8 protein-coding genes are annotated in these 11,914 nt (G+C 69.0%); 4 read left to right on the top strand and 4 right to left on the bottom strand.

Annotated elements, in window-relative coordinates:
* The first annotated feature begins 43 nt into the window (after nt 1-43).
* Nucleotides 44-1,210 (top strand): SGNH/GDSL hydrolase family protein, encoded by a 1,167-nt coding sequence (locus AC27LF_RS24235; protein WP_479658473.1) that lies wholly within the window; start codon nt 44-46, stop codon nt 1,208-1,210.
* Between the two features lie 212 nt (nt 1,211-1,422).
* Here AC27LF_RS24235 and AC27LF_RS24230 read toward each other — a convergent pair whose 3' ends face one another.
* Together AC27LF_RS24230 and AC27LF_RS24225 are read right to left on the bottom strand one after the other, a co-directional pair.
* Nucleotides 1,423-1,986, bottom strand: coding sequence for a dihydrofolate reductase family protein (locus tag AC27LF_RS24230; RefSeq protein ID WP_479658472.1), 564 nt, complete (start codon nt 1,984-1,986; stop codon nt 1,423-1,425).
* 57 nt (nt 1,987-2,043) lie between these two features.
* Nucleotides 2,044-2,454, bottom strand: coding sequence for a transposase (locus AC27LF_RS24225; RefSeq protein ID WP_479658471.1), 411 nt, complete (start codon nt 2,452-2,454; stop codon nt 2,044-2,046).
* Nucleotides 2,455-2,843: 389 nt separating this feature from the next.
* On the opposite strand from AC27LF_RS24225, the gene AC27LF_RS24220 reads away from it, so the two are divergent.
* Nucleotides 2,844-3,845 carry a LacI family DNA-binding transcriptional regulator gene (locus tag AC27LF_RS24220; RefSeq protein WP_479658470.1) on the top strand — a complete coding sequence of 334 codons (1,002 nt, stop codon included), beginning with the start codon at nt 2,844-2,846 and terminating at the stop codon, nt 3,843-3,845.
* A gap of 42 nt (nt 3,846-3,887) precedes the next feature.
* On the opposite strand, the gene AC27LF_RS24215 is transcribed toward AC27LF_RS24220, so the two are convergent.
* On the bottom strand, nt 3,888-7,922 hold the full coding sequence (locus tag AC27LF_RS24215) for a glycosyl hydrolase (protein WP_479658469.1): 4,035 nt from the start codon (nt 7,920-7,922) through the stop codon (nt 3,888-3,890).
* A gap of 554 nt (nt 7,923-8,476) precedes the next feature.
* Between AC27LF_RS24215 and AC27LF_RS24210 the strand changes: the two genes are divergently transcribed.
* Entirely contained in the window at nt 8,477-9,796 is a 1,320-nt protein-coding gene (locus AC27LF_RS24210) for an MFS transporter (protein WP_479658468.1), read from the top strand.
* Nucleotides 9,797-9,868: 72 nt separating this feature from the next.
* Nucleotides 9,869-11,320: an arabinose isomerase gene (locus AC27LF_RS24205; protein ID WP_479658467.1), complete on the top strand. Its 1,452-nt coding sequence runs from the start codon at nt 9,869-9,871 to the stop codon at nt 11,318-11,320.
* Nucleotides 11,321-11,521: 201 nt separating this feature from the next.
* On the opposite strand, the gene AC27LF_RS24200 is transcribed toward AC27LF_RS24205, so the two are convergent.
* Nucleotides 11,522-11,839: a hypothetical protein gene (locus tag AC27LF_RS24200; protein WP_479658466.1), complete on the bottom strand. Its 318-nt coding sequence runs from the start codon at nt 11,837-11,839 to the stop codon at nt 11,522-11,524.
* Between the last annotated feature and the right edge of the window lie 75 nt (nt 11,840-11,914).

The raw sequence follows: 11,914 nt of genomic DNA, 5'->3' as shown, positions 1-11,914 counted from the left end.
GTGGACACTCACCGGCACAGGACGCGTCAAAGGAGACGACGGTATGCCTGCACGGAATTCCGATCCTGAGGGGAGAGGCGCCCGTGGAATCGACAGGAGAGCGCTCCTCAAAGCAACACCGATCGCAGCGGGCGGGATTGTCCTGGGTGCGTCCAACCTTGCAGCCGCAGCGGGGCGCCCTATGGGCGCAATTCAACCAGCAGCAATGCCAGAAACAATGCCAACTCATCATGCAGATGGCTCCGTTTCGTACGCCAATGGTTTCATTCCCGCGAATGACAAAAATATCCGGTACCGAGGCCGCTGGCAGGAGCAAGCGAACGGATACATGCATGGGTACTACGAAAGCGGCCTTGAATTCAATTTCACTGGAACATCCCTTTCCGTGGCGCTTGAAGACACTTGCAGGCTTCTCTATGGAGTAGATGGAGGCACATTCCAGAGAAACATCAACGCAAGAGATACGCTGTCGATTGCATCCGGCCTTGAAAGGGGGGTGCACTCACTGAAACTCTATTCAGAGTATCAGCAATCCTTCCCGAAACTGAAGTACTTCCAAATTGACCATGGCGCGCGCGTAATACCTTGCACCGAAAAGCCAACCATGGAGTTTATAGGAGATTCCATCTCAGTGGGGTACGTCGGGCCAGGCTTGATCAATTCACTGGGAAGTTCATTCAGCTTCAAAACACCTGAACTGCTGGGATTTTCCCACAATACCGTCGCGTTCGGCGGGATAGCAGTGGCAGCGGGGTCTGGCGGGCCGGACGCGACAGGAATGGTGAGCCGTTACTTTAAGTTGTCGGAATATGTACCGGGTGAATCAGATGTGCCGGCATGGGATACCTCAAAATACATTCCCGACCATCTCGTCATAAATCTTGGCACGAATGACCCTTCGACCGGGGCAAACGCGCCGAATTTCAAGCCGGCATATGTGGCGTTCCTTGAAAGCATGAGAACGTGCTATCCCGAAGCAGTGATCTTCGCGATGTCACCATTTAATGGTGCCCATAAAACCGAGATATCTGAAACGGTAGGCGCGAGAAATGCTGCTGGAGACGCGAAGGTCGTACACATCGACACATCCGGCTGGATTGACACAGCCACAGAGACAACTGACGGTACGCATCCGACTGTCGCCGCCCATGACAGGATTTCCATTAAGCTAGCGACATCAATCCAGAATTACCTGACCACACGGCACTGAGCGAGGTTTTGGCCCAGCTTCTCAGCTCTTCCGGGCTCGGCTGGCGCAGGACCACGGTCAAAGACCGGGTCCGCAAGCACATCCCGGACTACTTACTGCTCACCGAGAACGGCGGTGGTGGTGTATGTCAAGCCGCATCGACGGCTGCCCGGCCCGGTGGTGTCCTTCATGTTCGCGTGGACCCGGCAGGCGTCGAGTCGCGTGACGGGCGCTCAGCGCCTCGTCTCGTACCTGGTCAGGATCACACCGCCGGGAAGCGTCCGCGTCTCCACCAGGTTCAGGTTCACCCAGCTGTCCAGCGCGGTGAAGAACGGCGTGCCGCCGCCCACCAGGACCGGCGCGGTGGCCAGCACGTACTCGTCGATCAGCCCGGCCCGCATGGCCGCCCCGGCGAGCGTCGCGCCGCCGATGGCCATCGGGCCGCCTTCCTCGGCCTTGAGCCGGGTGATCTCGGCGACCGCGTCACCGGTGACCAGGCGGGTGTTCCAGTCGACCTTGTCGATCGTCGAGGAGAACACCACCTTCGACATGTCCCGCCAGCGGCGCGCGAACTCGATCTCCGGCGGGGTGGCGTCGGGCTGCTGGTCGGCGGTCGGCCAGTAGGAGCTCATCGTCTGCCACAGCTTGCACCCGTACAGCGACAGGTCGGTCGCCGGCAACTGGTCGGACCAAAACTGGAACAGCTCGTCGCTCGGCACACTCCAGCCGATGTCGTCGCCGGGCGCGGCAATGTAGCCGTCCAGGGTCAGGTTCATGCTGTAGATCAGTTTCCGCATGGCGCCAGCCTTTCGTGAGTCGGTCTCACGCGTACAGACCTGCGCGGCGCGGGAAACTCATCGGTGCGCGATCTGAGCCGGCATGTAGTCCGCGTCGACCATCGCCGAGGTCCGGTGCACCTCGCGCCGGGCCCCGAGTTCGTGCGGCACCGCCCGGTGCTGCCGACGCCACAGGCCGGCCTCGGACCGTACCGTGGAGCGGCGATGCGCGGTGGCGGGCGACGTGCCGAACGTCGGCGGCAGATGCCGCCAGGCACAGCCGCTGGTCAGCGCGTACACCACTGCCGTGAACACGGCCCGCTCGTCACACGGAGCGGTCCCACCGCCTTGCGGACGAGCAGCGAACGACGGCAGCAACAGGGCGGGGCCGCCTATGGGCTGAGCCCACGCCCCGGATGCGGCCCTGCCGGCCGGGCCAGGCGGGCGGTGTGTTTCGCCAGGTGGGTGTCGGTGAGGGCGACGGGCCACGTCGTCGGGGCGAGGCGTTCCCGGCTGCGATCCGGCCCGCGATGATCGCGTGAGGCGATGCGTACGGAACCGTCCCAGCCCTTCACGTTCACGACCATCTCCAGGCGCGGGTCAGCGGAGTGCACCCCGTTGACCCGCGGCTGCCCCGGCGCCCCTCACAGACCCGGTCTTTGCCGCCTTGTTGGCCGGACCGCACTCCCTTCGTTCACTGGCTCCGAGCTGAATCCGGGCGGTCGCAGGGACCCCGTGCAACCCGTGTAAAACGTTTTGAGCGAGATCACGGTAGACTGCTCGCCCATCCACAGTGCCGCAGTCGTGCCCGTCGGCGCGATCGCCGCTTACAGAGGAGGTCGAGCGCCATCGCTTCCCGGCCCGCACGTATCCAGGACGTGGCCGCCGCCGCGGGCGTATCGGTGGCGACGGTCTCGAATGCGCTGAACCGGCCTGGCAGAGTGAGCGCCCGTACCGCGGAGCGGGTGCGGCTCGCCGTCGCGGAACTCGACTACGTCCCGCACCCAGGCGCGTCCGGACTGCGCAGTGGCCGCAGCTCGGCGATCGGGCTCGTGCTGCCCGACGTCGCGAACTCCTTCTACTCGCGGATCGCGAAGGGCGCTGCCGAGTCCGCCTACCGGCATGGCTACTCGCTGGTCCTGTGCCACAGCGGTGACGACGCCGACCGGGAGCAGGGCTATCTGTCCATGCTGGTGGAACAGCGTGCGGTGGGCGTGGTGGTGGTGCCGCTGGGGGCCGAGCCGCAGCGGTTGTCCCGGCTGTCGGAGCGCGGCATCCCGCTGGTTCTGGCGGACCGGACAGCGACCATGCCGGACGGCTGCTCGGTCTCGGTGGACGATGTCGCCGGCGGCCGTCTGGCGGTGACGTGTCTGGTCGGTCGTGGAGCCCGCGACGTGCTGGTGATCAACGGTGCTTCCGGCATTCGCCAGTGCGCCGACCGCTATCAGGGGGCCCGCCAGGCGGTGCGTGGGCGCGGCGGTGTCCGCTTGGCGCACATCGCCGCCCAGGAGATGACGGTGGAAGCCGGCCGGGAGATCGCCGGCGGCCTGGCGGAGTTGCCTGACGGTGTGTTCTGCACCAATGACTTCCTCGCCGCCGGGGTGTGTCGCGGCCTCGCGGAGCGGGGGGTGCGGGTGCCCGAGGATGTGCAACTGGTGGGCTACGGGGATCTGGAGGTGGCTGCCGTCTCCGCACCGCCGCTGACCACGGTCCGCCAGCCGGTCGAAGACCTCGGCGCGGCGGCGGTCGAGTTGCTGATCGACGAGATCGAGGCGGCCGACGAACATGTCCACGAGACACGGGTGTTCGCACCTCAGCTGGTTACTCGCGCCTCCTGTCCGGACCATGACCGGGCATGCTCGGCCGCCGGGGCCCCGTAAGGCGCTCTGCGGTCGGCGGCGAGGACTGCGACCGGGCTCCGGTCAGTCGGCCGAGTGACCCGGGACGCGCAGCGTGACCGGACCCATCAGCCCGGAAGAGAGCTGAGAGGGGAACGTCCAGGCGGTCGGAGTGGCTTCGCGCAGGTACGGGGCCAGGGTGTTGTGCACGGTGACATCCACCCGCACCGTTCGCCCTGCGGCGCCGCGGAGCGGGAATCGGTACGGCGCGCAGAACGCCTGCCCGATCGGCTCGCCGTCGACCGAAACCTCAACGCTCCCACGGACCCGGCCCAGATCGAGCACCGGGTCAGGACCCGGCGGCACATGCACCGTGCGGGAGTACTCCACCGCCCCGCTCCAGCCGGCCAGGCCCAGTTCCCGCCAATCGCCCAGTGCCAGAGCCGCCGCCTCGGTGCGTACACGCACAGGACCCGACCAGGCGGAACCGCCGCGCAGCACCGAGGTGGATGCGGTGACGACCTCGACCTCCCCCGGCTGTGACAGCGGTCGCGCCAGTTCGATGACGCGGCCGGTGAGCGGGTACGCCTCACCGGCCACCCGCACGTCCGCCGGTAGGTCGATGGGCAGTTCCAGGGACACCGTGCCGGCGGGCACCGGGAACCGGAAGTGCTGCCGGGCGGGAACGGAGTCGTCGGTGGTACGCATCGGCAGGGCGGGCGCGCCGACCGACGGGTCGCCGTTCAGCCACGCGGAGCCGGGCAGCGGATGCGGTCGCACAGCGGCGCGGCAGTGCAGCGTCTCCCCCCAGCTGATGTCGTGCGCGATGGTACGGCCCTGCCAGCCACCAGTCTCGACCTCCCAACCGGCGCCGCTGACCAGCGTCTTGGGGCCTTGCGGCGTCGGGGCGACCATGTCGACGTACACGGCGTCGCGCGGGTCGTCGGAGTCGGCGGCTACTTCCAGGACATGCTCCCCGGCGCCGAGAGTGAGCTCGTGCCGGAAGTACATGGGGATGGAGCCCCGGTCGGACTCGTAGTACTGGGCCTTCTCCTGGCGGGCCGTCGCCTTGCCGTTCAGTGACACGGTTGCGCCGGTGGCGGCGCCCACCACCAGGACCGCCTGCGCCTCGCCGGGCAGAGAGATCAGACCGCGGTACACGGTGCGGCCGGCGGGGGCTGGAACGCCTGGGCCGGCGGGCAGCCGCATGAACTCGGGACGTGGGGCGAACCCGCGGTCCGGGCGGGTCAGGCAGAAGTAGCTGCCGAGCAGGGTGGCTTCCGCCTCGGCGGCGACTCCCGGGTGAAAGCGGGAGGCCGTGAGCTCGTATTCGAGGACGTTCAGGGCCTGTTCGACCACGACCCGGGCGCGGGCGAGATGGCCGGCGTCGTCATCGACGTCCGGCGAGGTGCCGTTCCAGCGGATCCGCTTGCCCGCATCGGCGCCGACGAACAGGTCGGCGGGGCCGCGGTGTTCGGTCTCGACGATGGCCCGTATCCGGGCGACAGCACCGTCCCGGGGCGCGGGCACCCGCACGAACTCCTCCGCGACAAGGCCCTTGTTGCCCAGGGCGCCGGGCCCGGGGTCGAGGGCGCCGCGGCTCGCCGAGTGCAGGTTGACACCCCAGCGGCCGTCGTCGGGGACGAGGGGCCGCTCGCCGTCGAGGACCTGTTCCGCAGCGGCCGGGTCGAGGAAGGCGGGGGCGCCGTCGGCCGGGACCGGGGGCAGGAAGCGGACGCGGTTGCCATAGGTCGCACGGATCGGCTGGAAGGCGGCGGCTTCGGGGCGGTGGTCGGCCGGGGACTCGGTCCAGCCCATCGTCCAGATCTGCAGCTCGTCCACACTGGCCCCGGCGGGCAGGGCGAGATCGCCCCAGGTGTTGTCCATTGTTGCCAGGAGTCGTCCTCGCCAGCCGTCGGAGAGGTCGACGGTGCTTCCCACGCCCCAGGTCGACGCGGGCACGTCGGGTGCGGCGCCGCCGTCGGGCACACCCTCCCGCCAGACCAGGAGCACGGCCGGGGCACCCCCGAGCACGACGTCGACGCGGGTCGCCCCGCCGTCCGTCGGCACGCTGCGGGCCGGCCGACGCTCGCCGGTGGCCGGGTTCCAGACCTCCGCCTCGGCGATCTGCGCGTGCACGGTGACGGTGGTGGTGTGCGCGTACCGGGCCGGGTCGAAATCGTAGTCCTCCCACAGCCCGGTGTCGTTCTTACGCAGTGGATGCGCACTGGCATTCGGGAAGGCGCCGGTCACCAGGGCTGCCCCGTGAGCGCCTTTGCGGCGCACCAGCAGCGGGACCTCGCCGACGGCGTGCCCGGCGGCCGGGACGGCGGCAGCGGCAGCGGTCTCGGGGCCATCGGCGCGTTCCAGGCGGGGGTGCGCCAAAAGCCGCGTCACGGCGGTGTCGTCGCCGCCGAGCCCGGCAGCCGTGGCAGGCTCCGCGCCGACGGCGATCACCCGGCCGCCGGCGTCGAGGAGTTCGGTCAGGCTCAGGGCGGTATCCGCCTCCAGAACGGTGGCGGACGGCAGCAGCACCGTGGTGTAGGCGAGGTTTTCGATGCGCAGAGCCCCGTCTGCGGGACGGGCCCGCTGGAGTGAGTGGTCGTCGATGATGTCGAAGGAGACGCGGTGCCGGTCGAGGGCGCCGATCCGGGTGTGGAACCAGTTGTTGGTGCCGACGAGGTCCAGGTAGTCCTGCTGGGTCCGATCGGCGGCGGCGTACGGATCACCGAGTCGTCCGTTGCCGAAATGCCGGATGGGCAGGTCGACGGGGAGCAGCGCCTGCATGGTGGCAGTGGGGTGCAGGACGGCCACCTCGGCGCTGTAGCCGCCCCAGGACATGATCGAGCCGATCCGGGCGATGGCCTTGGCGAACGCCGGGTATTGGCGCCAGTAGGGCTGGCGCCAGTCGGTGGACGGCGGCGCCCACTCGAACCAGCCGCCGGCGGTGCCGAAGTAGCTGGCGTGCGGGTTGTACAGATTGGCGCCGCTGCGGAGGAACGGCAGCAGCCAGTCGTAGGTGTCCTCCAGGGTGCCGCCCCAGCCGGAAGAGTGGAACGCCTCGATCCACACCCGCTCGTGGCCGTAGAGGTGGGCCATGGACGAGTGGATCTTGGAGTCACCCTCGTGGTCGCTGCCGACCGCGTTGTACCAGCGGTGGGTGCGGAAGTAGTCGGTGTAGATCTGGGTGCTCTGGGCGGGATGCCCGGCCCTGGCGGGGTTGGACTGGTCGGCGCCGAGCAGCATGCCGTGCCGGTTGTGCCACTCGGCCAGAGGCTTGAACAGCGCCTGCTCGGTGAGTTCGGCGCGCACGGCGTAGTAATCACCGCGAACCTTGGCGGCGTGCGGAGTGTCGCTGCCGGGGGCGTCGGCGAACAGCGCGGGCAGGTGGTCGAGCAGGTCGTATCCGCAGCGTGCCCGGAACTCGGCCGGGAAGGCGGTGCTCCAGGAGTTGGTGCCGGGCAACTCGTCCTGGAAGCTGCCGGCGATGACGCCCCCGAGGTGCTGGGGAACCCGCCGCTCGAATTCACGGTGGACGGCGTCCAGCAGCAGGTGGCCGGCCTTCGGGGCCAGGTAGTCGAAGGCGGTCGGGACGGTCGTGACCAGCAGCAGCTCAGTGCCGTCGGGGACGGCGACCGCGGTGGTGCCGGGTTCGGTCAGGCGCTGCCCGTCGGGGGCGAAGGCGGCGATCGGGGACTCTGCGCCGCGCAGCCGCAGATGCCCGCCGCGGACGACGGCGCGCCGCGCGCGCACGGACTGCCCGGCGGTGTCGGGGTGGCGGTGCGTGATCGTGCCCTGGAGGTTGGCGCCGGAGAAGCCGATCTGGTCGTAGAACCACAGGCGCATCCCAAGGTCCTGAGCGATGTCGCAGGCATCGGCAAAACGGGCCCACCAGCCCTCGCTGAACCAGGCGGGTTCGTCGGCCGGAGCGCCGAAACTCGGGCCGGCCGGGGCGAGGTTGATGACGACGAGACTGTGGACGCCGCCCTCCTGGAAGCGGCGCATCTGCCAGGCCAGACGGTCCCGGGTGACTTCGGCACCGGACCACCACCACAGCGGGGTCGGGCCGAACTCACGGGGCGGTTCGTCGAACAGCCGCTGCAGCTCCTGGGAGATCACGGGCGGTTCCTCCTCAGCGGGCGTTCCCGATGGCGCGCGGGAAGCGTCCGGCGCGTGAAAAACGATTTACAAGAGCCTCACCGTATGCCATCGTCGACCACGGTTCCACACCCCCGCGCGGCTCATCTGCCGCCTCAGAGGTCAATGGCGTCGGACGTGTCTGGGGGTGATGAGGCAGGTAGCGAGCCCCGAGGAGGGCTTCATGGATGTCGTCCCGCCGCTGCCGCCGGATGCGCAGGCGACGCAGGCCGTACGGCCAGGCGCTCGTCCGCTCGACGACATACCGGAAGACGCCCTGGCCGGAGCCGTGTCGCTCGCCTCACTTCGCGACCACGGGACGGATGCCCAACTGCCCCACGCGCCCACCGGTTCGGCACCCTCGCCCCTCGCCCGACCAGCTTTCGCCCCGGCTCGCGTGGCAACAGCTCGACCAGAACCCACGGTCAGGAGCATGTTGAAACGTTTTCCAGCCCGGGATTCGCCAACGCCGTGCCAGATGCCGGATCGCCATACCGCCCCTCGCCCACCATCCGCCTACGCCGATGGAGCCACACATGGCTGTGCCCGCCAACGCACCGTCTGCTGACAAGCGCCCCATCCCCCGTCATCTCTGGAAGGCCGCGGCCCTGTCGGGCATGGCTTCCTATCTCGATGCCGGCCTGATCGTCGGGATCTCCGTCAACCTGGTCCTGTGGCGGGACAGCTACGACATGGGCGTCTGGATGGCGGGGGCGATCAGCGCGATCGTCACGATCTGCATCGCCATCGGGTCACTTGTGGGCGGGCGCCTGGCTGACAGGTTCGGACGGCGCCGCATCTACAACCTCGACATCCTCTGCTATGCCGTGGGCGCCCTCGTCATCACCCTCGCCCCCAACGACATCCTGCTGTTGTCCGGCGTCACCGTAGCGGGCCTCGCGGCCGGCGCCGATCTGCCGACCTCGCTGGCAGTGGTGTCCGACGCCGCACCCGACTGGGCACGAGGCCGACTCGTCGCCTTCACCCAGGTGATGTGGTCGGTCGGCATTGCCGTCGTCGTCGCACTCGGCTTCGCGCTGTCCACCACCGGGATGCTCGGTGCCCGCCTGATCATGGGGCAGTTGGCGCTTGCGGCCTTCGTCACTTGGGCGCTGCGCTCCCGGCTCAGGTCCTCCGGGGGCCTTGACGCGACGGAAGAACGGACCGATGCGGCCTCCGCGTCCGTGAAGGTGCCACTGCGTCTGGCGCTGCGTGCCCTGGGAGATCGCGCGGTCCTGATCCCGATGGCCGCCACCTTCGTCTTCTACGTCACCTGGGGACTGGGCGCCAACACCTTCGGGCAATTCAGCACGTACCTGCTCGTCACCGTCAGCGGCGCCTCGCAGAGCCTGGCCACCGGCCTCGGGTTGGCCGCCCTGCCGATCGGGCTGCTGCTCGCCCTTGCTTACGTGAGGGTCGCCGACGGGCCGTGGCGCGACCGGCTGTTCTCCATTGCCGCGGTGGTGCAGGTCGCCGCCTTCGCCGTGGGCAGTGCTGTCGGCGGTTCGGCTTTCGCCGGGGTGCTGCTCTTCTTCCTTCTCTACCAAGTGTCCAACCCCTTCGCAGGCGAGGCCAGTTACAAGGTGTGGTCGCAGCTGACGCTGCCCGCCGGGACCCGGGCCACCAGCCAGGGCCTCACCTATGCGGTAGCCCGCGGTGTGTTCGCCGCGGTGGCATTTGTCACGCCGGCGCTGCTGAACTACAGCGCCTCGCTGCTGTTGTGGATCCTCACCGCCTGCATGGCGGTCTCGTCGCTGGCCGGCGTCTATATCATCCGGCGTCTGGTGCCGAACGCCGTGGCCGATCCGGCGATCGATCCCGCCTCTGTACCGGCACCGGGCCCGGGTCGGGCCTGAGGGATCCCATCCGTTCGGCCAACCACGGACGCCGCGCAGCACCCTTCGCCCAACTCCGTAAGGGAATACGACGTGAGCATCAACCACGCGGACCATCCCGCACTGCACGAACTGTTGCCCCCCGTCACCCGACGCCGCCCCCGCATCGGCCTGGTCTCCGGTGGCCTGGGCACCTACTGGCCCCAATTCCCGGATCTGCTGCCGCAGTTGCAGGAGTCCGCCCGCTACGTGGCGGAGCGGTTCGGGCAGCTGGACGCCGAGGTGATCGACGCCGGGTTCATCTCCGACGCCCAGGACGGCGCCGCAGCCGCAGAGAAGCTGCGGCGTGCCGACTGCGACCTCATCGTTCTCTTCCTCACCACCTACCTCACTTCGTCCATGGTGCTGCCGATCGCCCAGCGCGCCCAGACCCCGGTCCTGGTGATCGACCTGCAGCCCGGCGAGAAGATGGACCACGCGTCCTTCGACACCGGCGCCTGGCTCGCCTACTGCGGACAGTGCCCCGTCCCCGAGGTCGGCAATGTATTTCGCCGTGCCGGAATCCCCTTCCGCTCCGTGTCCGGCTGGCTGCGACAGGAGTCGGCCTGGCAGCGCATCGGCCAGTGGGTGAACGCCGCCCACATCCGTGCCGCGCTGCGGCACGCCCGGCACGGGCTGATGGGCCATCTCTACCCCGGCATGCTGGACGTCTCCACCGACCTGACCCTGCTGCCCGCCACCTTCGGTTCCCACGTGGAGGTCTTGGAGTTCGACGACCTGCGGCAGCGCGTCGAGCGGGTCACCGAGGCCGAGACCCGATCCCGCATGGACCTCGCCCAACAGCTGTTCACCCTCGATGACTCCGTCGACGAGGCGGACTTCGCATGGGGTGCCACCGTCTCCGTCGCCCTGGACCGGCTCGCCGCCGACTTCGAGCTCGACACTCTCGCCTACTACCACCGCGGCCTGGACGGCGAGCAACACGAGCGGCTGGGCGCCGGCATGATACTCGGAGCCTCGCTTCTCACCGCCCGCGGCATCCCCGCCACCGGCGAGTACGAACTGCGCACCACCGTGGCCCAACTGGCCGCCCAGGCCATCGGTGCCGGCGGCTCGTTCACGGAGATCCAGGCCCTCGACTTCGAGGACAACGTGGTGGAGATGGGACACGACGGGCCTGCGCACCTCGCCGTCAGCTCCCGTGACCCGCTGCTGCGTGGCCTAGGGGTCTTCCACGGCAAGCGCGGCTGGGGTGTCAGCGTCGAGTTCGATGTCCAGCACGGCCCGGTCACGCTGCTCGGGCTCGGCCAGGATGCCGACGGTGGCCTCGGGTTCATCGCCTCCGAGGGCACAGTCGTCGACGGCCCGCTTCTGGAGATCGGTAACACCAGCAGCCGCGTCGACTTCGCCCGCGACCCGGGAGAGTGGGTCGACGAGTGGAGCGCCACCGGAGTCGGCCATCACTGGGCGTTGGCCGTCGGTCACCACGCACGCGACTTCCGGGCCGCGGCCGGCCTGCTCGGCATCGAATACCGCCAGGTCTGAATCGTGGTCCGCTCGATGGATACCACGCGGTGCCCGCTCTTCCGGTGTCGGCCTGCCCGCGTATGTGTTCACCGATTCGCGCGCCTCGACCAGTCCGGCTCACCGCGAGCGCCGAGCTGGTCGAGGAGCGGAAGTGGCGGCTGTCGCACACGTCCGGGCCGCCCCGCTCGGGAGCCGGCTCAAGCTGTCCGGGCGAGTGCGTCACCGGCTGACGTGAGTTCTTCGGCGGGTCGGCCGAATCCGAGGTGGGGCGCCGGCACGAGCACGTCGCAGCCGGGGGTCGCCGAGGACGCTGAGGGCGAGGAGGACGGCCTGTTCGGCGCCGCTGGTGATGCGGATGTCGTCGGCGGACAGCCCCTGCGGGAAGGCGCTGCCGCGCTGTGCGGCGATGCGGGAGCCCAGTCCGGCCGGCCCGAGCGGAGGGCCGTAGGGGCCCGGTGTTCGAGGATCACGCCGCACGAGGACTTCATCGATGTTCGGCGGCGGGAAGGCCACTTCGCCGGCGTCCAGCCGGTGCATGGTCCGGCCCCGCTGGACGAAGTGTTTGATCTGGTCGCGGATGCTGCCGGTCGTGGACGGCGGGACTCGGGGAGG

The organism is Streptomyces diversicolor (assembly GCF_057537855.1).
This window is presented reverse-complemented; position numbering and strand designations above follow the sequence as displayed.

Excerpts from the sequence above, each read along its gene's own strand:
- AC27LF_RS24210 (WP_479658468.1), top strand. The coding sequence starts at position 8,477 with ATGGCTGTGCCCGCCAACGCACCGTCTGCTGACAAGCGCCCCATCCCC.
- AC27LF_RS24230 (WP_479658472.1), bottom strand. The coding sequence starts at position 1,986 with ATGCGGAAACTGATCTACAGCATGAACCTGACCCTGGACGGCTACATT.
- AC27LF_RS24200 (WP_479658466.1), bottom strand. The coding sequence starts at position 11,839 with ATGCACCGGCTGGACGCCGGCGAAGTGGCCTTCCCGCCGCCGAACATC.
- AC27LF_RS24235 (WP_479658473.1), top strand. The coding sequence starts at position 44 with ATGCCTGCACGGAATTCCGATCCTGAGGGGAGAGGCGCCCGTGGAATC.